This is a genomic window from Kitasatospora sp. NPDC088346 (assembly GCF_044740765.1).
Classification (GTDB): domain Bacteria; phylum Actinomycetota; class Actinomycetes; order Streptomycetales; family Streptomycetaceae; genus Kitasatospora.
In genome coordinates, this window is sequence record NZ_JBIURH010000080.1 from 1 (window position 1) to 22,085 (window position 22,085).

The 22,085-nt window shown below is 70.9% G+C and carries 20 protein-coding genes; 9 read left to right on the top strand and 11 right to left on the bottom strand.

The window, feature by feature from the left end:
* Positions 1–89: 89 nt before the first annotated feature.
* The 5 genes from ACIOFR_RS39550 to ACIOFR_RS39570 all read right to left on the bottom strand — a co-directional run bounded on the left by ACIOFR_RS39550 (position 90) and on the right by ACIOFR_RS39570 (position 4,866).
* Positions 90–1,340 carry a hypothetical protein gene (locus ACIOFR_RS39550; RefSeq protein ID WP_401005267.1) on the bottom strand — a complete coding sequence of 417 codons (1,251 nt, stop codon included), beginning with the start codon at positions 1,338–1,340 and terminating at the stop codon, positions 90–92.
* Positions 1,341–1,615: 275 nt separating this feature from the next.
* Positions 1,616–2,122 carry a hypothetical protein gene (locus ACIOFR_RS39555; RefSeq protein WP_401005269.1) on the bottom strand — a complete coding sequence of 169 codons (507 nt, stop codon included), beginning with the start codon at positions 2,120–2,122 and terminating at the stop codon, positions 1,616–1,618.
* Between the two features lie 86 nt (positions 2,123–2,208).
* Positions 2,209–2,724 (bottom strand): hypothetical protein, encoded by a 516-nt coding sequence (locus ACIOFR_RS39560; protein WP_401005271.1) that lies wholly within the window; start codon positions 2,722–2,724, stop codon positions 2,209–2,211.
* Between the two features lie 638 nt (positions 2,725–3,362).
* On the bottom strand, positions 3,363–4,115 hold the full coding sequence (locus ACIOFR_RS39565) for a hypothetical protein (protein WP_401005273.1): 753 nt from the start codon (positions 4,113–4,115) through the stop codon (positions 3,363–3,365).
* A gap of 241 nt (positions 4,116–4,356) precedes the next feature.
* Positions 4,357–4,866 (bottom strand): hypothetical protein, encoded by a 510-nt coding sequence (locus tag ACIOFR_RS39570; RefSeq protein ID WP_401005274.1) that lies wholly within the window; start codon positions 4,864–4,866, stop codon positions 4,357–4,359.
* Here ACIOFR_RS39570 and ACIOFR_RS39575 point away from each other — a divergent pair.
* Positions 4,853–5,215: a hypothetical protein gene (locus ACIOFR_RS39575; RefSeq protein WP_401005276.1), complete on the top strand. Its 363-nt coding sequence runs from the start codon at positions 4,853–4,855 to the stop codon at positions 5,213–5,215. The two genes, ACIOFR_RS39570 and ACIOFR_RS39575, sit on opposite strands and share 14 nt — an antisense overlap.
* A gap of 359 nt (positions 5,216–5,574) precedes the next feature.
* On the opposite strand, the gene ACIOFR_RS39580 is transcribed toward ACIOFR_RS39575, so the two are convergent.
* The 5 genes from ACIOFR_RS39580 to ACIOFR_RS39600 all read right to left on the bottom strand — a co-directional run bounded on the left by ACIOFR_RS39580 (position 5,575) and on the right by ACIOFR_RS39600 (position 11,281).
* Positions 5,575–6,255, bottom strand: a complete 681-nt coding sequence (locus tag ACIOFR_RS39580) for a hypothetical protein (RefSeq protein WP_401005278.1) — start codon at positions 6,253–6,255, stop codon at positions 5,575–5,577.
* Between the two features lie 253 nt (positions 6,256–6,508).
* Positions 6,509–7,621 carry an ABC transporter substrate-binding protein gene (locus ACIOFR_RS39585; RefSeq protein WP_401005280.1) on the bottom strand — a complete coding sequence of 371 codons (1,113 nt, stop codon included), beginning with the start codon at positions 7,619–7,621 and terminating at the stop codon, positions 6,509–6,511.
* Positions 7,622–7,956: 335 nt separating this feature from the next.
* Positions 7,957–8,142, bottom strand: a complete 186-nt coding sequence (locus ACIOFR_RS39590; RefSeq protein ID WP_401005282.1) for a hypothetical protein — start codon at positions 8,140–8,142, stop codon at positions 7,957–7,959.
* A 158-nt stretch (positions 8,143–8,300) separates the two neighbouring features.
* Positions 8,301–8,621, bottom strand: coding sequence for a hypothetical protein (locus ACIOFR_RS39595; RefSeq protein WP_401005284.1), 321 nt, complete (start codon positions 8,619–8,621; stop codon positions 8,301–8,303).
* 536 nt (positions 8,622–9,157) lie between these two features.
* A complete protein-coding gene (locus tag ACIOFR_RS39600) occupies positions 9,158–11,281 on the bottom strand; it encodes a family 20 glycosylhydrolase (protein WP_401005286.1) in 2,124 nt (707 codons plus the stop codon).
* 867 nt (positions 11,282–12,148) lie between these two features.
* Between ACIOFR_RS39600 and ACIOFR_RS39605 the strand changes: the two genes are divergently transcribed.
* A complete protein-coding gene (locus ACIOFR_RS39605) occupies positions 12,149–13,195 on the top strand; it encodes a substrate-binding domain-containing protein (RefSeq protein ID WP_401005287.1) in 1,047 nt (348 codons plus the stop codon).
* Between the two features lie 290 nt (positions 13,196–13,485).
* Here ACIOFR_RS39605 and ACIOFR_RS39610 read toward each other — a convergent pair whose 3' ends face one another.
* Positions 13,486–14,244 (bottom strand): DeoR/GlpR family DNA-binding transcription regulator, encoded by a 759-nt coding sequence (locus ACIOFR_RS39610; RefSeq protein WP_401005289.1) that lies wholly within the window; start codon positions 14,242–14,244, stop codon positions 13,486–13,488.
* Positions 14,245–14,939: 695 nt separating this feature from the next.
* On the opposite strand from ACIOFR_RS39610, the gene ACIOFR_RS39615 reads away from it, so the two are divergent.
* From ACIOFR_RS39615 to ACIOFR_RS39645, 7 genes are all read left to right on the top strand, one after another.
* Positions 14,940–16,211, top strand: coding sequence for an extracellular solute-binding protein (locus ACIOFR_RS39615; RefSeq protein ID WP_401005291.1), 1,272 nt, complete (start codon positions 14,940–14,942; stop codon positions 16,209–16,211).
* Between the two features lie 73 nt (positions 16,212–16,284).
* Positions 16,285–17,220, top strand: coding sequence for a carbohydrate ABC transporter permease (locus tag ACIOFR_RS39620; protein ID WP_401005292.1), 936 nt, complete (start codon positions 16,285–16,287; stop codon positions 17,218–17,220).
* The gene (locus ACIOFR_RS39625; RefSeq protein WP_401005294.1) at positions 17,220–18,065 is read left to right on the top strand and encodes a carbohydrate ABC transporter permease; all 846 of its coding nucleotides are present in this window, start codon (positions 17,220–17,222) and stop codon (positions 18,063–18,065) included. The genes ACIOFR_RS39620 and ACIOFR_RS39625 overlap by 1 nt, the downstream gene beginning before the upstream one ends.
* A gap of 223 nt (positions 18,066–18,288) precedes the next feature.
* Positions 18,289–19,245 (top strand): SIS domain-containing protein, encoded by a 957-nt coding sequence (locus ACIOFR_RS39630; protein ID WP_401005296.1) that lies wholly within the window; start codon positions 18,289–18,291, stop codon positions 19,243–19,245.
* On the top strand, positions 19,238–20,215 hold the full coding sequence (locus ACIOFR_RS39635; protein ID WP_401005298.1) for an ROK family protein: 978 nt from the start codon (positions 19,238–19,240) through the stop codon (positions 20,213–20,215). Before ACIOFR_RS39630 ends, ACIOFR_RS39635 begins: the two co-directional genes overlap by 8 nt.
* Positions 20,212–21,147, top strand: coding sequence for a 1-phosphofructokinase family hexose kinase (locus tag ACIOFR_RS39640; RefSeq protein WP_401005300.1), 936 nt, complete (start codon positions 20,212–20,214; stop codon positions 21,145–21,147). The genes ACIOFR_RS39635 and ACIOFR_RS39640 overlap by 4 nt, the downstream gene beginning before the upstream one ends.
* On the top strand, positions 21,125–21,961 hold the full coding sequence (locus ACIOFR_RS39645) for a ketose-bisphosphate aldolase (RefSeq protein WP_401005302.1): 837 nt from the start codon (positions 21,125–21,127) through the stop codon (positions 21,959–21,961). The genes ACIOFR_RS39640 and ACIOFR_RS39645 overlap by 23 nt, the downstream gene beginning before the upstream one ends.
* Positions 21,962–22,085: the final 124 nt, after the last annotated feature.

Sequence of the window (22,085 nt, forward strand, 5' to 3'; positions counted from 1 at the left end):
TCCCCGGCCCATTCCCCCATTGCCACAAGAAGCAGTCTGGCCCCGCCGCTCACGCGGCGGGGCCAGAACCCAAGATCTTCACGAGCCTTCTAGGCGGGGTAGCGGCAGGCCGTCCGTGCGGCCGCGCTCCGCTCGCCCTCGCCCAGCGACAGCGGCCGCGTCCGGGTGGGATCCGCAGGGGGGAGGGTCAGCGCGTCCAGCACGTCGGTGGGGCCGTCCCCACCCAGGCAGGCGACGGCGACCAGCTGGATCGGGCCCTGATCGGCCGTCGGCTTCGCGATCCGCCAGGGGAGCACGAACCCGTCGACGCCGACGCCGATCAGGCCGAGCTGGTGCCAGCGCGGCACGGGCACGGCCTGGCCGCTGTCGGAGAAGTACCCGGCGAACCCCACGATGCCGAGGTAGGAACCGCTGGCGCGCAGTTCCACGGCCTCGGGGTCGGAGGGGCGTGGCGCGGCCACCAGGGAGATCGACGACGGAGCCGGGAACTCGCCCGGGCAGCGGTCCGGCCTCGACTCCCACGGCGGATTGCCGTGCACCATCCCCGACGGGACCATGCCGCCGCTGCCCAGTTTGAACCAGCGCGCATCGGGAGTCCCGGCCGTCAGGTCCGTCTCGGCGTCACCGATGCAGAAGCCGACGAACTGGACCGTGCACCCGGGCGGGATCTCGTCGGTCACCGGTGCGCTGCGGCTGGCGCTGCTGCGGACCCGGGTGCTCCCGGCGTAGGTCGTGCCCTGGAAGAGGGCCCCGCCGGCCGGACCGACCGGACAGCCCGGTCCGGAGACCGTCTCGGTGTCGCCGGACCCGCGCTTGAGACCCACGAGCAGGCCGGTCAGCACCAGCGCCAGGGCGACGGCCATGACGGGCAGCCGCGACCGCCACGGACGCCGATGCGGTGCTCCCGGCTCATCGCCGTCGACCGACTCGGGCTCGAAGCCCGGTTTCTGGAACGCGTCCGCCACCGGGGCGTGGTTCTCGGCGTCCGCCTGCGTCGGCTCGATCACCTCCGAGACGGTCAGTGCGGCCTGCCCACTCGACGGCCGGACCCGGGTGTCGGTTCCGGTGCTGCCGGCGAGCCGGCGGTCGAGTGCGTACCAGTGCTTCTCCCAGAGCTCGACATCGCCACTGCAGGCGCCGACATACGCCAGCGTCACGTCCAGGGTGGGCCTGCGCACGCCGCCGGCGGCGTCGCTCAGCGTCGTGGCGCTGAAGCCCGCGGTGACTGCGAGTGCCCGGTAGGTCGGGTTCCCGGCCGCCTGCCGCAGACACCTCAGCTCGTAGGCGAACGCCTGCAGTGGGCCGTCGTCCGGGTTGAGCGGGCGTGGCCTACGGGGCAACGGACTCCCCTTCGCCGCCCACGGTTGGTACCGACATCCCCCGATTCCCCCTCAGCTGAGTTGCCGTCAGCCGTAGCCGGTCTCGCTGCCACGAACCCCCGGGTCCCACTGCTGACCTGCGGCAATGTGGAACGCGCACCAGATGGCTGATCATCAGATTGTTGCACAGGGAGCGGGTGTGCCTGACCGGAGACGCACAGCGCGCCGCCCCGGGAGCAGAGGCATCCCGGGTCAGCGCCCTGTGCGTCGCGGAGGTGTCCGGCGGATGGGTCCGATCAGGTGTAGCAGTAGTTGCGGTTGCCGGTCCCGTGGGAGGTGCCGGTGTCCCAGGTGGCATTGCCGCTGCTGTTGAGGAAGACGAGGTTGCCGTCGTTCCGGAGCTCGGCGTGGCCGCCGGGCGCCGGATTGAGCGCGCCCAGGGTGCAGACGATGCCACCGGAGGAGTTGAGGAGCTTGACGTATCCGGACCGAGACCAGTCGACCCGCACGACGCCGTCGCCGCTGGTCCCCGAAGCCCAGACCGGGTAGCTCTCGGCTCCGGTGAACTTGTAGAGCACCAGGTTGCCGTCGGGCTGGAGGACCAGCTGCGACATGCCGTTGTCCGCCGCCACGCTGTCACCGGCGGTCCAGTCGGACTGGGAGAGCGTGAAGTCCGCGACGAAGGCGGCGGCCGACGCGTCGGTGGCGGTCAGACCGATCGCGCAGGCGATCGCCGTGCCCACGAGGGCGGTGCGCAGGATGCGCCTGCGGACCGTGGGGCGACCGGACTTGCTGGGTGTCACGAGGGTCCTTCCGAAGGGCCGCCGCGCAACGGCGCAGCGCGGGGCGGCGCGGCGGAGGCTGTGGGTGTCGCGGTGCTTCGGGTCGATCAGGTGTTGCAGTAGTTCCGGTTGCCCACGCTCTGGTTGTAGGTGCCGCTGGCCCAGGTGGGGCGGCCGTCGGTGTCGTAGAAGACGAAGTTGCCGTCGTCCTGCACCCGGGCGGATCCGCCGGGGGCGGGGCTCGGTGCACCGATGGTGCACACCACGCCGCCGGTGCTGTTCTCGAGCTTGATGTAGCCGGACTGCGACCAGTTGACGTGGGTCACCCCCATGCCGTCGGTTCCGCTCGCCCACAGCGGCCAGTCCTGGGTGTCGCTGACCGCGTAGAGGACGAGGTTGCCATCGGACTGGAACGTCAGCCTCGCGTTGTTGCCCGCGCTGACGGACGCTCCCGCGTACCAGTTGGGCTGGGGGAGGGTGAACCTGGCGGCCGTGATGCCGCCGGGCAGGGCCATCGCTTCGGTACCGGACGTGGCAAGCGCGGTGACGGCCGCCGTGCAGACCAGGGCGGTTCGCACTGCGGCCTTGCGCAGGCGCGACGTGCGCAGCCGGCTGGTTCGCATGAGACATCCTTCGGTTCGAGCAGGGGAGCAGCGATGCACGTGGTCCCGCGTGGTCCCGCGTGGTCCCGCTGAGGAACCACGGTCCGGAATCGGTGGAACCGGTCCGGTTCGGGACCAACCTAGGAAGGGCGCGTATCAGCCGGATAACCCCGTTGTCACACGGGACTGGGCCCTGGAGGTGAGACGGCGGCGATACAGCGATCATGAAAATGTGATCATGGAACGCCTGGACTACAACTCCGGCGGCTACGGATACGGCGCCCACTTCGTGCAGGAGTCGCCGATCGCGAACTACACGGGCTCGCCATCGACACCAAGTTCACGACGATGACCAAGTCTCGGGAGGACGAGCGGACGCGATCGGTGTTCGCCAAGTGGTCGCAGTGGCGGCCTTCGACCCGCCACCTGGTCCGAACCCCGGACAGGCCCCGGGCGGCGCGGCCCGTCGCTGCCTGTCCGTGGCCCCCGGCCCTCGCTGTCGCACGTACCCTGACCGGTCGGTCAACTGACGGTCCGCCGGCTACCGTCGGCGATCCTCCCGGGCGGCCGCGCCGATGCCCTGCGTGACAGCGGGGACGTGGGTGGAGATCCTCATGCTCCGGAGACCGCACACGGCCCTCGCCGTGTCGGGGTGCCGCTCAGCCGCCGAGGCGTGCGATCACCTCGCGGGCAAGGCCGATCTTGCGCTTCTGGAAGGCGCTCAGCCTGTTCAGGGCCGAGGAGTTCTCCTCGATCATGCGCGTCTGGATCCCCGCCTCAACCGCACTCCAGGTCTTCAGCAGACCTGTCTCGGTCTTGCAGTCCATGTCCGCCAGAGCCACGGCCTTCTCGCGCTCCGTCGGCTCCGCGGTGTCGAACGCCCGATCCCCGACGGATGCCATGGGGTCCTGGTACCGGTAGCCGTGGCGTTCCATGCAGGTCGACCACGTGTGGAAGGCGGCTACGACCGTCGGGTCCGCCAGGGACTGCTTGAAGCTCTCCTTGTCGACGGCCGCCGCGGCGGCGATGTCGGCCTCGGGGCGCGGGCCGCCGTCCAGTCGGGCCTCGGCATCCCCGTAGCAGCCGCCGGGTGGAATCGGGCGGCCGTCGGGGGCGGTCGACCGCGGTTCTCCCGCACGAGTCGCTCCGAACAGGATCGCTTCCTGCGCCTCGGTGGGCTGCTTGGCGGCGCCCGCCCCGCCGGCCGGCGGCGGGAGGTGGTATCCGAGGTCGCGGGCGACCTCGCGGTCCGATATCCCGTAGCGCCTGGAGGATTCGGCACCCGGTGGCGAGTGCTCCGGTATCCGGTAGTCCAGACCGAAGCCTCCCAGGCACTCGTTGGCCAGGAGGACCTTGGCCCGGTCGACCGCGCCGGACTCCTCTGCGGTGAGGGCGAACCTCTCGATAGGCATGGAAACGCGGCCCGAGGGCACGGCCGAGGGACGGACGTCCACGCTCCGGCCGCCGGGCTCACCGCCGGTTCGGCCCCCGGGTGCCGAGCAGGAGGCCGTCGCCATGAGCGCGGCCGCGACAAACACCAGAGCGCGTGATGCCCCGGTCGGAAAGCCCTGTCTCCCCACAGTCATCCACATCTCTCCACAAGGAATATGGCGGCCGCGTGGGTACGCGGCCGCCACGAATTCATGACTCCGATCAACCGAAGTTGACGCAGCCCTGGTCGACCGGAATGTTCCGGAAGTACACCGACGCGTTCTCGTTGTACGTGTTCGAGAGCTGCCAGGCGACCGGGTACTCGGTCCTGTGGAACTTGTCGCAGGGGCCGGCATAGCCGCTGTTGAAGTAGACCGTCACGCTGGAGTCGACACCCCAGATCCGGGCCTTCGCCGAGGCTGCGTTGTTCTTCAGGCTCTTCCCCTGCCCGGCACCGCCGCTCTGGAAGGTGTACACCGACAGGTCGTAGACGCCCTCACCGCCGCCGGGGGTGGTGGAGTGAATGGTCGTGTGCGAGCCGCCGTAGCCGGTGTTGTAGTAGAGGACCAGGCACTGGGCGTCACAGTCGCCGACGCTGTCCGAGCCGGTCGAGATTCCCGCGCTCGCCGGAGAAGCCGTGGCAAGGGTGCCGACAACGGCCGACAGCGCTATTGACGCAGTGACAAGTGCCTTACGAGCAAAGAGCATTGTTTCCCCCATGTTCTTGATCATTTCGGGTGACCCAAGCGTACCCAACGGCGATGCGTGCCATCCACCCGGGGCGGCAGAGCCGTTGGGCGAAGTTCGGAACCGAACTTCGCCGAGCAGCCCCGGCTCCGGCGGGGTCGAGGTGGTGTTCGAGCACCTCAGCCGCCGGGAGCCGTTCACCCAGCCCGAGCTCCCGATAGGGCTACTCGACCGCATCAACGCGGTACCCGGCGTACAGCCGAACATCGATGCAGGGGACATCGGCCGCCGTCGGCCCGGTTTCCCGATCGACGTCCTGACCGGCGCCAGCCTCGACCGCTTTCGAGAGGCCCTCACCTGGTTCTCCGAGGAGGCGTTGAGAGTGCGGGACTGAGCAGGCCCGGTACATCCCGCGCGCCCGCCGGGACAGACTCCGACCACGGCGGCTGAAGCTCATGGCGCAGAAGGTCTGCGTCGGCGGCTGACAGCGTGAGCGAAGCCCGCCGCATTCTGGCACTCCATGACCCGGGGTCCGGGAACGCGTCGAGCCAGGTGACCAGGTCGCGCAGGGCCAAGCCCTCGCGGAACGGTCAGCCGGATGTCGCGATTGGTGTCGGGGGTGGCGGTTCGCTCGGTGAAGTCGTCCAGGGCGCCTGCGAGGTCGGCGGCGGCGCCGGTGCTGTCGCTGCTCCCCGCCGGGGATGGGCCGGGGGTGCCGTCGGGCGACCGCGGGCGGGTGGTTCGGGTGGCAGGTCACCGATGGTCACGGTGTGGACCCTTCGGTTCGGGGTGGGGGGTCGGCGGGGTGAGGGTCACCGCGGCGACCTCGCCCCCGGGTTCTCCGGTGTCGTGGCAGGCCAGGGTGAGCAGGCCCGCGTCGGCCAGGTCGCGGAGGGCCTGACGGAGGAGGCCCGGTTCGACACGCAGGGCCGCGGCCGCGGCCGTCACCGGAAAGGTCGTGGTCCGGGCGAGGTGCTGCCTCGGATCGGCGACGAGGTCGACCAGGAACCCGGCCGCGACCCGGCCGTTCGGCACTTCCCTGGCCCGCCGGGCCCAGTCTGCCGCCCAGTTCTCAACCGCCACCGTCTGCACCGGCCCACGACCCTTCGCATCCGCTCGGCTCGAACCGGCCGGATCCACCCGGCGTCCGGCTCGCTCATCCAGCATTCTCCTGCTGCTCGGGCGGATCGTCTGCCGGTAGACGGTCCCGTCCGCTCGTTCGCCGGATTCTTGCCCTGGAAGCACCCATGCATGGCTCGTACATGACATCACCTCCCTCCCCTTCTCACGGTGCCGACCACCGGGCGAAAGCTGCGCTCGCAGGTCGAAATGCCGGGGGATCCCGGCGGCGAAGCCGATGTGGGTGACGTAGCCGTAGGCCTCGTAGTCGGAGCCCGGGTGGGTGACGACCTCGTCCCAGATGATGTCGGGCATCGCAGGCGCCCGGGCCGTCCGGGCTCTTGTCCCAGGCGTCGACCTTGCCGTCCCAGGCACCACGCACGTTGATCGCCCGGTGCGAGACGTCCCGGCGGCGGGACTCATGGACGCCACCCCGTCTACCGGGTGGATCTCCACCTGGGCACCGGCCGCGCAATTGTTCGCAAACGCGGGGCGGGCGGGGGCTTGTCGGGCGCCGCGGCGGCGACCGCGCGGTGAGCGCCGACCCGTTCCCGGCGTCCGGGGGAGGTCATCCGGGCACGGCCGTGGGCCAGCTGGTCTTGACGACCTTCAGTGCGGTGGTCAGCTGACTCTGGGTCGGGAAGAAGGGTGTGCCCTCGACCGTCGGCAGTTTCGCGGCGAGTGCGGCGTCCAGGGTGCCGTTGTGCGCCATGACGTCCATCAGGACGGGGCGTGCGTAGTCGACGAGCCGTAGGTTCTGGCCTTCCGGGGAGGCGAGGTACTCCTCCCAGAGCCGGGCCGCGGCCGGGTGCGGGGCGTCCTTGTTGATGGCCTGCGCGTAGTACTGGGCGAAGCTGCCGTCGAACGGGATGGCCACCTTCCAGTCCACACCGGCCGGGCGGAGCCCGTCGGCGTGCTGCAGGTTGAGGTAGTCCCACTCGATGCTGATCGGGGTCTGGCCGGCGGCGATGGCCTCCACGCTGGAGTTGGCGTGGTTGAAGTTGCCGATCCGGTCCAGGTGGGCGAAGAAGTCGATGCCGGGCTGGATGTTGTCGTACGAGCCGTCGTTGGCGAGGGCGACCGCGTACACGGCGGCGAAGGCTGACCCTGCTGTGGTCGGCTCGCCGGTGAGCGCGACCATGCCCTTGTACTCCGGTTTGAGCAGGTCGGCGAACGACACCGGGCAGGTCTTGACGCGGTTGGCGTCGCAGCCGATGGCGACGTAGCCGCCGTAGCTGTTGTACCAGCGGGCCTTGTGGTCCTTCTGGGAGGCCGGGATCTGGTTGTAGGTGGCGCTCCGGTACGGGGCCAGCAGGCCCTGGTCCGCTGCGGACTGGGCGAAGGAGTCGCCGAGGTCGAGCACGTCGGGGGCGTTCTGCTGCCCGTGGTAGCGCTTCATGTCGTCGATCTCCTGCTGACTGGAGCCTTCCGGGTTGTCGTTGACGACCTTGATCCCGTACTTCTTCGAGAACCCGTCCATCAGGCCGCCGTAGTTCGCCCAGTGGGGCAGCAGGGTGGTCGTGTTGAGCTGCCCCTCGGCCTGCGCCTGCTTGATCAGCTCGTCCATGCCGCCCACCGCCCGCACGGACGCCGCCTGGGACACGGGCACCACCCGGCCGTCGTCCTGCCCACCGCACGCGCCGACTCCGACGGCCGCGAAGCAGAGACAGACGGAGAGCACGACTACGCGCCCTCGGTGATGAGTGGTCACGACGCCTCCACGACGGTGCGGGGAACGGGCGGTCCGCCGTCGCGGGGCGGCGGCACGTCGTCGTCGGTGACCGCGGCGCAGCTGCCTGGCGTGCCGCGCGGCCGGGGCGCCGACGGTCCTTCTCCCGCCGGACACCGGCCCGAGCACCCCGGAGACGAGAACGTCCGCACGGGCCGTCGGACGGACCGCCGGACGGTCCCTGAGCGATCACAGCGAGTTCCGGTTTCCCGGCAGAGTGACGCTGGGCACCACCCTACTCGGCCGACCTGCGATTTCGTCGGCCCGCAGGTGGCGGTGGCCGCCGGTCAGCGGCGGAAGCCGCGACGGGGATCGCGGACTTCGACGTTGTCGAACCACTCGAACCAGGCCACGGGTCGCAGGTCGCCGATGCCGAACTGCCGGTTGACGTTGCCACTCGCGTCCGCGTTGCCGTTGCACCGGGGACTGTGGAGCACCAGGATGTCGGAGTCCTGGAAGAGCAGTCGGACCACGTCTTCGGCTGGCAGCCCGGTCCCCGCTCCGGCCGATCCGCAGCCCGGCCGCGATCCCGGCGGGGCCGGACCGGCATTGCGAAGGGCCCTGCCGCCGGCACGGGGCTGTGCCGGGCCGTGGTCGAACCCGTCCTTCGCCCGGCGGGTGGGCGACGCTGCTACCACCAGCCCGGGCGCTGCCAGGGTTCTGTCCTCACCTGGTCGGTCGGCAGGATCAGAGCATTGCGGCGGCGGCGCAGGGCGTCGGGGGTGTCCGCCTTGCAGAGGGCCGCCTCCCGGGCCTGGTCGCAGGTGTCGGCGCGTTCGACGAAGGTCTGGGTGCCGGGCCGGCCGTCGGGGAGGGTCACCGGGACAGTGACGTACCAGAGGCTGTCGGTACCGCTGGTCCAAGCGGCGCCATGGCTCGCCTGCCGGTCGGCGCGGGAGATCCTGGGTGCCGGTACGGACGCCGGGGGCGGGGCGAGGACGGACGCGAACATGGCTTTCTCCGGGTGTGACGTGCCTGCGGAAACCGTGCTGTCTTCCGATTGGCGGGTTCCGTTGCCGAGCGGCGTTTCGGGCCGGCGGCTCGGACGGTGCGGGTATGGGGACGGGTCCCTCGGTCGGTGGCTCCGGTCGGTGTGTCGGAGTCCTTCGACGGGTCTTCCCGTGGACCTGCGCGGTTTGACGGGGGGTCTACGAGCCTCGGGGCTGTTCGGCTTGCACCGACGGGCCGAGGGGCGGGCCGAGCCGGTACGGCCCGGAACCAGCGGGGGGAGCTTGGTCGACTCCCTCATGTTCCAACACGTTCGAACACTTATAAACACCATAAGACGCCCGCTGCACAGGCTCGTCAAGGCCTACTCGTCGGAAACGTTCGATCGATCAGGAGACCACCTCCCGAGGACGACAGCCCGGCCGACCACTTCGCCGGCCATACCGCGGGCGTGGGCCGCGGGAGGCACCCCGCCCCGGCGGGCGTGCAGCCGGGGCGGGGTGGGATGGGGGGTGGGGTGGTGGTTCGCGGTAGGGTCGGTCAGTCGACGGACCAGCGCTGCAGTGCGGAGCCGGTGTCGGGCTGCTGGGTCGCCTTGGCGCCGTTGGCGGCCGAGGCGGCGGTGAGTACGAGGCCGCTGCCGGCGGAGGCGATGATCTGCTGGTCGTTGTCGCCCGGGGTGATCTTCCAGCGCTGGCCGGTCTGGCCGTTGCACGCGCGCTGGACGACGGCGGCGCCGGCGCCGCCGGTCGCCTCGGCACACTTCCCGGACCTCTTGTTGGTCATGGTGTAGGTGCCGTCGGACTGGCGGGCGATGGTCCAGGTCTGGTTGTCGCCGCGGTTGGTCGCCCACAGCAGGAGTTCGGAGCCGTCGGAGGTGGAGCCGCCGTTCTCCAGGGCGACGCCTCCGGTCTCGATGGCGTGGACGCCTTCCACGGTCGTGACGGTGCCGGGCCAGGGGATGCCCGGGGCGGCGAAGTAGCCGATGCCGGCCGCCGTCCAGCGCGGTCCCTGCTGGGCCAGGCGCTGCCGGAAGCCGTTCCAGTCGCGGGCGGACTGGGGGCTCCAGCCGACCTCGGCGAGGGCGGGCAGGCGGGGGAAGCTCATGTAGTCGGCGTAGGCCTGGGGTGCGGGCCAGTTGGTGTTCGGGGTGGGCAGCGAGCCGCTGCCTTCGTAGGCGCGGTCGGCCCAGAGGGCGGCCTCGACGCCGGCGATCTTCTTGGCCGGGACGAGGGAACCGGTGCCGTCCATCTTGCCGGTGATGGTCGCCGGGTCCCAGTCGTAGGAACGCTGCACCGGCACGTAGCCGGACCAGCTGAGGCCGTAGGGGGTGGAGACGTCGTACTTCATGTCCAGGTAGGCGTGGTCGGACGGGGACATGACGAACTTGGCGTCCTGGGCGACCCCGTTGCGCACGAAGCGGACGCTGTCGCTCTCCTCCGAGGTACCGATGCTCTCCCGGTCGTCGTCCTCGCCCCAGTACTGCAGGAGGCTGCCGGCGGGGATGGGGGCCTGTCCGAGCTGGTGCCAGGCCATCACGGTCTTGCCCCGGCCGACGGTCGCCGCAGTGGCCGCCTTGACGTAGGCCGCGTACTCCTCCGGGGTGGCGTCCGGGGTCTCGTCGCCGCCGATGTGGATGTAGGGGCCGGGGGTGAGCTTGGCCACCTCCTTGATGACGGTGTTCAGGAAGCGTCTTACGTTGCCCGTGTGTGTCCCGTCCTCCAGACAGTAGAGGCTGATGCCGACGTCGAAGCCGGAGTAGGGCGCCTTCGCCTTGTTGTCGCAGTTCAGTCCGGGCACCGAGGCCAGGGCGGCGTCGGTGTGGCCGGGGCCGTCGATCTCGGGCACCACGGTCATGAAGCGGGAGGAGGCGTAGGCGACGATCTCCTTGTAGTCCGCCGCCGTGTAGTACCAGTCGGTGCCGCCGGTGAACCCGCTCTGCGTGGTGGCGCCGATCCTGGTCAGGTCCGGCAGCGCGTCGATGGCGATGCGCCAGCCCTGGTCGTCGGTCAGGTGCAGGTGCAGGGTGTTGATCTTGTAGGCCGCGGCCTCGTCGATATAGCGCTTGACCTGGTCGACGGGGAAGAAGCGGCGGGCGACGTCCAGCATCACGCCGCGGTACTCGTACCGCGGCGAGTCGGAGATCTGCACCGGCGAGACGGTCCACGAACCGGTCTGCCTGGTGCGGGACTCGACCGCGGCAGGGAGGAGCTGGCGAAGGGTCTGCACACCACGGAACAGGCCTTCGGCCCCGTGCGCCCTGATGACGACGCCGTTCTTGTCGGAGGTCAGGGTGTATCCCTCGGCTCCCAGGTTCTTGGGGCCGTTGGGGTCCAGGACGACGGCGTTCTTCGGCGCCCGGGTGTCCTTGACCACGCGCAGGTCGTAGCCCGTCGCGGGGGCGAGCAGCTTGGAGAGGTAGGTGCCGACACCGATGGCCTGCGAGTCCCGGGAGAGGACGGAGATCCGCGTCTGGGGGGTGAGGGCGAACCCCGGGCCGCCCACCGCCTGCTCCGAGACCGGCTGCGGCACCAGGGCGTAGGGGGCGGGGGCGGGCGAGGACGGAGCGGTCGTGGCCTGGGAGGCCGTGGCCGTGAGCGGCAGGGTGAAGGCGACTGTGGTGAGGGCGACGAGGATTCGGCCTCGCCGGTGCGACCAGCTCATGCTGGGCTCCTTCGGGTGGGAGACGCGGGGCCGCGCACCATGTGGGCGGCCGGGAGAGCGCGATGTGCGCCGGTGGCGAGGGCACGTGCACGGGGCATCGGACCGCTGGGGTTCGTCCCGGCGACGCCGCCGACACGCCCTCCGCCGGGAACATGCCGCACCGCGGGCCGTTCGGGCCTGGCGGCGGAACATGCGGCGCGCACTTCTGCGGGGCCATCTGGATTGCTCATAACTGCTTCAACCTGACTGGTTGCGAGCAACTTTAACCATGAAGGTGCCAGGGGGTCCCGGGTGAGTCAAGGGCTACCAGGCCGTAGCTTTGTCCGTTCGTGGGCGGCTTTGTCGCACGGTACGCGGCGCGCGTTCGGAACCGCGTCGCCGCACGCCATCGGCGTTGCAGGCCCGGGGGAACACCAGCAGGAACCGACGGCCGCGGGCAGCGGGAGACCGCTACCGCGGCCGGGTGCGGGAGTACGGGTGCTGTCGCCGAGGGCGGACGGGCGTGCGCTCGGGCCGGGCCGGCCGATACGGGCACCTTGCAAGATCAGTGCATTGTCACAAGAGCATCTCGAGCGAACCGGATGGTTGCCATCCCCTTGACGCCACCCCATGCCGGAGGCTGTCATATGGCGCATCTCTCCAGAGGCGTCTGTTCTGATGGATTGCTGACCTGAGATCAGGATCCTTCGCGCCGTGGCAGGTTCACCACCTCCACCTTCGGCGCCACAGCCCTCCCCGTCGCCGGACGACGCCACACCACCCTCCCCGTCGCCGGACGACGCCACACACCACCCTCCCCGTCGCCGGACGACGCCACACCCCTCGCCCTCGCCGGACGGCGCCACGCCACCGTTACGGAGCACCGACATGTCCACTGCACGCGGCTTCCGCGCGTCCACATTCCTCGGCCTCGCGGTCGCTCTGGGCCTGACGGCCTGTTCGACCGGCCAGACGGCCGGGAAGGCCGGCGACGACGATGTCGCCAAGGTCAGTGGGAAGATCTCGCTCACCTACCTGCAGAAGCAGGGCGACCAGGAGTACTTCATCGGCGAGGCCGAGGGCGCGAAGGCCAAGGCCGCGGAGCTCGGGATCGACCTCAAGGTGGTGAACCTCGGCAACGACGCCAACAAGACGGTCAGCGAGGTGCAGTCGGCGATCGCGCAGAAGAGCAACGGCCTGATCATCGTGGTCCCGGACCCGGCCGTCGGCCCGCAGGTGGTGCAGACCGCCAGGGCCGCCAAGGTCGCCCTGCTCACCTCCGACGACCAGATCTGCGTCACCGGTCCCGAGCCGTCCGCCTGCCCCAAGGGGGACCTGGTGCCGCGGATCGGCTTCTCCGGTGCCCAGATGGGCCGCGAGGTCGGCAAGCGCGCGGGCGAGGAGTACAAGAAGACCGACTGGAACCCGGCGGACACCCGGGTCATCTCGGCCTGGAAGCACGACGTGACGGTGTGCGCGGACCGGGTGAACGCCGCCAAGGAGACGTTCATCGACACCGCCGGCGCGAGCATCCAGCGGATCGACGTCGCCACCGACAACACCCCCACCGGGGCGCAGGACAAGGTCGCCGCCTCCGTCACCGCCAACCGCGCCGTCAAGCACTGGATCGTCCTCGGCTGCAACGACGAGAACGTGCAGGGTGGCGTCACCGCACTGCAGAACGCCGGCTACGAGCCCGACGACGTGATCGGCGTCGGCCTCGGCGCCTACCTCGCGTGCAAGGACTGGAACGGCGGCAAGCCCACCGGCATGAAGGCCGCCCTGTTCATCAACGGCAGGGACGTCGGGGCACTGGCCGTCCAGACCATGTACGACAGGCTCAGGAACGGCAAGGCCATGCCCGCCGAGGCCTTCGCCCCCACCGCCATGGTCGACGCCACCACCTGGAGGACCGCCGGCGTCACCTGCAGCTGAGCACCTCTCGCCCGACCCCGGCGCCGTCGCGAGGCGGCGGCACCGGAGCGGGACGAGCGTCCGACGGCGTGTCAGTGGAGCGCCGTCGGGCGCTCGTTCGTTGCTGGCGCGGCCGGGCTCACCCCCGCAGGACTTCGACGTCTGCCTGCTCAGGGACTCCGTAGCGGACCGATGACAGATCAGGGGCAATCCTCACAGCACCGCTGAGCTTGTCGGCGGCGGTGGGTACCGCCTGGGCGATCCGGTCGGCTGCGCCCCCCGTACGTCGCCGGCAGACGGCTCAGCCCTGCTCAGGCGCGCAGCACCCGTACGCCGCATTCCGCAATGGCCTTTTCGTGCCCGGGATCCAGCAAGTCGTCGGTGACCAGGTCGTCGATCTCGGCAAGTGGGCAGATCCCGGCGAAGGTGACCCGGCCGATCTTGGTGTTGTCGGCGACCACGACGGAGCGGGCGCTGTTGCGCAGGAAGGCCCGGTCGGTCTGGCCCTCCATCTCGTCGTGCGTGGTGCAGCCCTCGCTCGCGGTCAGGCCGTCGACGCCGATGAAGGCGATGTCGAAGTGGTACTGGGCCAGCATGCGCTCGGCGGCCGGGCCGACAAGCTCGTAGCTGGCCGTGCGGGCATTGCCGCCCACCACCACGAGGCGGATGTCGGGGCGGACGATCAGGTCGGCGGCGATGTTGACCGCGTTGGTGACGACGGTGATGCCGCTGCGCTCGGCCAGCGCACGCGCGATCTCGGTGACCGTGGTGCCGCCGGTCATCCCGACAACCGCCCCGTCCGGGACCAGGGCGGCGGCGGCCAGCGCGATCCGCCGCTTCTCCGCCTGCTGACGGCCGGCCCGGTGCAGCAGGGGCAGTTCGAGGTTGACTGTGCCGGCCACCGCGCCGCCGCGGGTGCGCAGCAGCAGCCCCTGCTCATGCAGGGTCTGCAGGTCGCGGCGGACGGTCGCCCTGGACACGCCGAGCAGTTCGGCGAACGCGTGCACATCGGCGCTGCCCTGGGTGGCGACGTGGTCGAGGATGCGCGCGGTTCGATCAGCTTTGAGCATGCCGGAAGTGTATTCCTTGCGCTGGGAGGGCGCGTCCTGCGGCTCTGCAGAGGTGCGGTAGGGCGCATGGCGTGGGTCGGATCAGAGTACTGGCGGTGCGCTGCAGAGGGTCCCCTTCTGTTGCGCCCGGGGTGGAGCGCGGGTGGCGGCACGGTGGTAGAGGCCGTTCGCGGCACCGGCGCCCCACAGGAGCCTCCGTCCGGTCCTGAGCTCAACGGCTCGTGCGACGTCGGCGCCGGCCACCGCTCTGTGGAGTGGCCTCAAGCACCCGCGAAACCCGAGCCGCGGGTGACGGTGCCGCCCTGCCGGGAGGAAACGTCAACGGCCCTGGCGGACACCGACATCCGTCACCACGATCCACGACCGGCGAATCCGGTTGACGTGCGCAGGTGATCGCAACGGTCCCATAACGGCGCCTGGACCTACTGGTCCGTGTGGTGAATACTTCGCGGCAGAGTTTCGGATCTGTTCGAAATGAGCCATCTGTGAGCAACTTCGCGCAGCAAGGGCAGCGCCTTGCGCATACCCCTCCAGCCACTCGGACCAGGCAACCAGCAGGTGCGACGGCCGTGGGCAAGGCCATTCCCGCAGTTGGCTCACGCGGCAGCGGTTTCGACGACTGCTCTCGGCTCTGCACATCCCAGGAGCGGACCCTGTCACGGTGTGGGTCCATCGGCACGAAGGTGGTTCCGGCAGTGAACAAGCGTGTACTCAGCATCTCAGCGGTCTGTGTGATCAGCGCTCTCGCGCTCACGGCGTGCGGCAGCAGCGGGAGCGGCGGGGACTCCGCCGGCGGCCCGGTGACTCTCAAGCTGGTCGCGGCCGACTACGGCGACAAGGCGTCCAACAGCTCCACGCTGTACTGGAACGACCTGGTCAAGGCCTTCGAGGCAAGCAACCCCAAGATCAAGGTCGACGTTCAGGTGATCAACTGGAACGACATCGACAAGCAGGTCAAGACGATGATCCAGAGCGGCAACGTGCCGGACGTCCTGCAGACCGGCGGCTACGCCGACAAGGTCGCCGACAAGCTGCTCTACCCCACCTCCGACGTACTCTCCACCGCCACGGCCGGCAACTTCATCGACACCTTCGCCAAGGCCGGCCAGGTCGACGGCGTGCAGTACGGCATCCCGTTCGTCTCCTCGGCCCGCGCGTTCTTCTACAACAAGGCGGTCTTCGCGCAGGCCGGCATCAGCGCGCCCCCGCAGACCTGGGACGACGTGAAGGCCGACGCGGCGCTGATCAAGGCCAAGGTCCCCGGCGTCACCCCCTACGCCCTGCCGCTGGGCCCGGAGGAGGCACAGGGCGAGAGCATGATGTGGGAGCTGGGCAACGGTGGCGGTGTCACCGACTCCGCCGGAAAGTACGCGCTGAACAGCCAGGCCGACGTGGACACCTTCTCCTGGCTGAAGAGCAATCTGGTGGACCCCGGGCTGACCTACGCCAACCCGGCGACCACCGACCGCAAGACCGCCTTCGCGGACTTCGCCGCCGGCAAGGCCGCGATGCTCAACGGCCACCCCTCGCTGATCCAGATGTCCACCGAGGGCAAGGTCGACTACGGTGTCGCCCCGATCCCCGGCAGGACCGGCGCCCTCAAGTCCACCCTCGGCGTGGCCGACTGGATGATGGCCTTCAAGCAGAACGGCCACAAGGACCAGATCAAGACCTTCCTCGACTTCGTGTACTCCAAGGCGAACACCGAGAAGTTCGACGAGACCTACAACCTGATGCCGGTCACCAAGGACACCCTCGCCGACATGACCTCCAGCGGGAAGCACAAGGACCTGGAGCCGTTCTTCGCGCTGCTCCCGCAGGCCTCCTTCTACCCGCTGGGCGACACCAGCTGGGACGCCGTGTCCGCCGAGATCAAGAAGAGCATCGGCACCGCGGTCAGCGGCGACCCGGCAAAGGTCCTCGGCGACCTGCAGAAGAAGGCCCAGGACGCCGCCGCCGACAAGTAGGCGCTCCCGCCCCGGTGCCGGCCGCCCGCGCGCCGGCACCGGGGGCACGGCTCACGTACGGAAGGCACCACCTGTGTCCCTCACCTCTGCTCCCAAGGCCGTCCGGCCGCGACTTCGGGGCCGACCGCCCGCCCGGCGCGCGGCCCTCGAACGGCTCGGCCCACTGCCCTGGATCGCCCCGGCGGTCCTGCTGATCCTGCTAGTCGTCCTGTGGCCGGTCTACGAGATGCTCCACACCTCGTTCCTGCGGATCAGCAGCAGCGGCTTCGTCCGCGGCTCGGCCGGCCTGGACAAGTACCGCAAGCTCTTCGCCGAGCCCGACCTCGGCCACGTCCTGCTCTCCACGGTGGTCTGGACCGTCGCCGTGGTCGGCCTGACGATGCTGCTCTCGCTCGCCCTGGCGCAGCTGTTCAACCAGGAGTTCCCCGGTCGCCGGCTCACCCGGTGGGCGCTCATCGCCCCCTGGGCCGCCTCCGTCCTGATGACCGCCATCGGCTTCAAATGGATGCTCAACCAGACGGCCGGCGTGCTCAACACCGCGATGACCGACCTCGGCCTGATCGACGGCCCCCAGGACTGGCTCGGCAACCCGTCGACGGCCTGGCCGTGGATGGTGTTCGTCGCCGTCTTCGTCTCCCTGCCGTTCACCACCTACACCCTGCTGGCGGGGCTGCAGACCGTCCCCGGCGAGGTGTACGAGGCGGCCAGGGTCGACGGCGCGTCGACCTGGCAGACGTACCTCAGGATCACCCTGCCGCTGCTGCGACCGGCCTTCCTGGTCGGCGTGGTGATCAACCTGATCAACGTCTTCAACTCCTTCCCGATCATCTGGGGCATGACACACGGCGGGCCCAGCAGCGCCACCGCCACCACCACCGTGTTCATGTACCAGCTCAAGGACACCGACATCGGCGAGTCCGCGGCGATGTCCGTCGTCAACTTCGCGCTGGTCGTGCTGATGGTGCTGGTCTTCCTCAAGGTCAGCCGCTGGAACGAGGACGAGAGCTGATGGCCGGTCGGATCGCTGTGAAGAGGCGGACCATACGCCCGCGCACCCTCGTCGTCGCGGCCGCCGCCTGGCTGCTGGCCGTGGTCTTCCTGCTGCCGTACGCCGAGATGGTCGTCACCGCCCTGCGGCCGGCCGACGAACTGCGCGACGCGAGCTACCTGCCCCGGCATTTCGCCTGGTCCAACTTCGTCGGTGTGTGGACCGACTCCACCCTCGGCGACAACCTGCGGGTGACCCTGCTGGTGGCCGGCGGCTCCACCCTGCTGGCGCTGCTGGTCGCGCTGCCCGCCGCCTACTACACCGCGCGGGTCAGGTACCGCGGCCGGCGGTACTTCCTGCTCCTCGTGCTGGTCACCCAGATGTTCCAGCCCACCTCGCTGCTGGTCGGCCTGTACCGCGAGTTCTTCCAGCTCGACATGCTCAACTCGGTCTGGACGCTGGTGCTCTGCAACGCCGCCTTCAACCTCGCCTTCGCGGTCTGGATCCTCACCGCCTACATCGGCTCGATCCCGGTCGAGCTGGAGGAGGCCGCCATGATCGACGGCCTCGGGCGGCTCGGCGCGCTGCGCCGGGTGGTGCTGCCGCTGGCGATGCCCGGCGTGGTGACCGCCGTCATCTTCACCTTCATCTCGGCGTGGAACGAGTTCGTGATGGGCCTGACCCTGTCCACCGTGCCGAGCAGCCAGCCACTCACGGTCGGCATCAACAACTTCATCGGCAACTACACCGTCCAGTGGAACTACCTCTTCGCCGGATCCGTCGTCGCCATCCTGCCGGTCGTCGTGCTGTTCGCGCTCATCGAACGCCAGGTCGTCTCCGGCCTGACCGCGGGATCCGTCAAGTAGCCAACCGCTCGGCGAGGACAGTCGTGGCCGGACGTGGGGGCGTCCGGCCACGACTTTTTGGCGCTGCCCGGAGCTGCTGCCGGCTCGCCGGCAGCAGGGAAACGCTGCACGCCGAATCTCATGCGTGCACACATGCGCCACCGCCTTGCTTACTTCTGCTCGAAGATGCTAGAAATCAAGCACAATCACTCAAATCAGCTGATCCTTCTGATGGAGCCGCCACGTGCCCACCACCACGCCCTCCCGCACCTCGATCGAGATCGCCTCACAGCCCGCCTGCTGGCGGCAGGCGGCCGAGTCGCTCGGTCGGCACAGCGCCGCGCTGCCCCGGCGCGGCGAGCGTGTCGCCGTCGTGGGCTGCGGCACCTCCTGGTTCATGGCCCAGGCCTACGCCGTCCTGCGCGAGAGCGGCGGGCACGGCGTGACCGACGCCTTCGCCGCCTCGGAGTTCCCGCAGGGGCGCGGCGGCTACGACCGGATCCTGGCGATCACCCGCTCCGGCACCACCACCGAGGTGCTCGACCTTCTCGACCGGGCACGCGACGCGGGCGTACCCACCGCCGCGATCACCGCCGACCCCACGACGCCGATCATGACCGCCGCCGACGCCGTCTCGGTGCTGGACTTCGCCGACGAGGAGTCGGTGGTCCAGACCCGTTTCGCCACCACCGTGCTCGCGCTGCTGCGCGCCCACCTGGAGGCCGAGGGAGCCCTGCCCGCCGGCGTGAGGAGCGTGGCCCGGGCGGCCGCCGACGCCGAACGAGCCGTCACCGAGCCGCTGGTGGCCGAGGTGTCCGGCGCCGAGCAGTTCACCTTCCTCGGCAGCGGCTGGACCTACGGGCTCGCGCTGGAGGCCGGCCTGAAGATGCGCGAGGCGGCCGGTGCGTGGACCGAGGCGTACCCCGCGATGGAGTACCGGCACGGGCCGATCAGCGTCACCGGCCCCGGGCGGGTGGCGTGGATGTTCGGCCCGCTGCCGGCCGGGCTGGACGCCGACATCGCCCGGGTCGGCGGCACCCTGGTCGCCGACTCCCAGGACGGCGCCGGGGACCTGGACCCGCTGGCCGACCTCGTCCGGGCCCAGCGCCTGGCCGTCGCGGTCGCCGAGGCCCGCGGCTGCGACCCCGACCGACCGCGCAACCTCACCCGCTCCGTGGTGCTGGAGAACTCCCGTGCCTGAGCGGCCCGTCCAGGGCGACTGCGTGATCGCCCTGGACGTCGGCGGCACCGGCATGAAGGGCGCGCTGCTGGACCGTGACCTGAAGCCCCTCGTGACGCTGCGCCGCCCGACCCCCCGCGAGGCCGGCCCGGACGCGGTCCTGGCGGCGATCGCTGCCGCGCTGCGAGAGCTCGCCGAGCGGGCCGCGGCCGGCGGCCTGACGGTCCGCCGGGCCGGAGTGGTGGTCCCCGGCATCGTCGACGAGGAGACTGCCCTCGCGGTCTTCTCGGCCAACCTCGGCTGGCGCGACCTGCCCCTGGCCGAGCTGCTCGAACAGCGCACCGGGCTCCCGGTGACCCTCGGCCACGACGTCCGCGCCGGCGGCTTCGCCGAGGCCGCCCTCGGCGCCGCCCGCGGCGCCCGCGACATCCTCTTCGTGGCGATCGGGACCGGCATCGCAGCCGCCGTCGTCAACGACGGCCACCCCGTCCGGGCCGGCGGCTACGGCGGCGAACTCGGCCACCTCCCGGTGGACCCCGACGGCCCGGTGTGCGGCTGCGGCGGCCGCGGCTGCCTGGAGACGGTCGCCTCCGCCGCCGCCGTGGCCGCCGCCTACACCGCCCGGACGGGGCGCGCGGTACGGGGCGCCGACCAGGTCGCGGCCCTGCTGGCCCAGGGCGACACCGACGCGCAGGCCGTCTGGGACCGCGCCGTCGACGCGCTCGCCACCGCCCTCACCCTCGCCACCACCCTGCTCGGCTGCGAACTGATCGTGCTCGGCGGCGGGCTCGCCGAGGCAGGCGACCTGCTGCTGGATCCGGTCCGGACCCGGCTGGCCGCCCGGCTGACCTTCCAACGGCGCCCGGGCGTGGTCCGGGCCGAACTCGGCGACGAGGCCGGCTGTCTGGGCGCCGGCCTGAACGCGTGGCACGCCGTCGGCGACGCGGCCGGTGCCGCCTGCGCCGAACCGAGGAAGGCCGGGTCACTGTGATCCTGACCGTCACGCTCAATGCCGCGCTCGACGTGACCTACTTCGTCGACCGGCTGACCCCGCGCACCTCGCACCGCGTCCACGCCGTGCACGAGCGCGCCGGCGGCAAGGGCGTCAACGTCGCCCGGGTGCTTGCCGCCTTCGGCCAACCGGCCACGATCACCGGGCTGGCCGGCGGCCCCACCGGGGCGGAGCTGCGCCGCGAGCTGACAGCGGCCGGCCTGAGGCACGAACTCGTGCCGATCGCCGCCGACTCGCGGCGCACCGTCACGGTCGTCTCCCGCGAGGACGGCGACGCGACGGTGTTCAACCCGGTCGGACCGGTGGTCCAGCCCGCCGAATGGCAGGCCTTCACCGCGCACTACACCGAACTGGTCCGTGAGGCCGAGGTCGTGGTGCTCGCCGGCAGCCTGCCGCCGGGCCTGCCCGCCGACGCCTACGGCCAGCTCGTCGCGCTGGCCGGCGTGGCCGGCGCCGCGACCGTGCTGGACACCAGCGGCCCCGCCCTGCGCGCCGCGCTGGCGGCCGGACCGGACGTGATCAAGCCCAACGCCGCCGAACTCGCCGCCGTCACCGGCGGTCGCGGCCTCGCGGCCGCGGCCGCCGAACTGCGCAGCGCCGGCGCCCTGGCGGTGGTGGCCTCCGACGGCCCGGACGGGCTGCACGCCGTCACCCCGCAGGGCAACTGGCGGGCCACGCCGCCCGAGCGGCTCGCCGGCAACCCGACCGGCGCGGGCGACGCCTGCGTCGCGGCGCTCGCCGCCGGACTCGCGGCCGGCACGTCCTGGCCCGAGATCCTGCGCGAGGCCGTGGCCCTGTCGGCCGCCGCCGTCCCCTGCCCCGTCGCCGGCGATTTCGACGCCGATACCTACCATCGCCTGCGCAGCACCGTACCCGTGGAGGAAGTCCATGCCGCCGACACCCATCGATGAGATCGTCCAGGACGCCGCCGGGCGGGGGGTGGGCGTGGGGGCGTTCAACGTCGTCCAGCTCGAACACGCCCAGGCCATCGTGGCGGGCGCGGAGGCGGCCGGGCTGCCGGTGATCCTGCAGATCAGCGAGAACACCGCCCGCTACCACGGCTCACTGGAGCCGGTCGGCCTGGCCGCGCTCGCGATGGCCAGGGCGGCGCGGGTCCCGGTGGCCGTGCACCTGGACCACGCCGAGTCGGTGGACCTGGTGCACGAGGCCGTCGCGCTGGGCTTCACCTCGGTGATGTTCGACGCAGCCACCCTCCCGTACGAGGAGAACGTCGCCGCCACCCGCGAGATCACCGCCTACTGCCACCACCGGGGTGTCTGGGTCGAGGCCGAACTCGGCGAGGTCGGCGGCAAGGACGGTGCGCACGCCCCGGGCGTGCGCACCGACCCGGACGAGGCCCGCGCGTTCGTCGCCGCCACCGGGGTCGACGCACTGGCCGTCGCCGTCGGCAGTTCCCACGCGATGCTCACCCGGGACGCCGTCCTCGACTTCGACCTGATCGGTCGGCTGCGCGCGGCCGTCAGCGCCCCCCTGGTCCTGCACGGCTCCTCGGGCGTCGGCGACCTGGACCTCACCCGGGCCGTCAGCGCGGGCATGACCAAGGTCAACGTCTCCACCCACCTCAACAAGGCCTTCACCCGGGCCGCCCGCGACTACCTCGACAGCCACCCCGAGGTCGCCGACCCCCGCAAGTACCTCGGCCCCGCCCGCGACGCCGTCGCCGCCGAAGTGGCCCGCCTTCTGCCGGTCCTGAACGGATCCTGACGCATGGCCAGCAACACGATGAGGAGCAAGCGTTGAGCAACGAGAGTCTGGCGAACCTGCTCAAGGAGGACCGCCGTTTCGCGCCGCCGGCGGAGCTCGCCGCGGCCGCGAACGTGACCGCCGC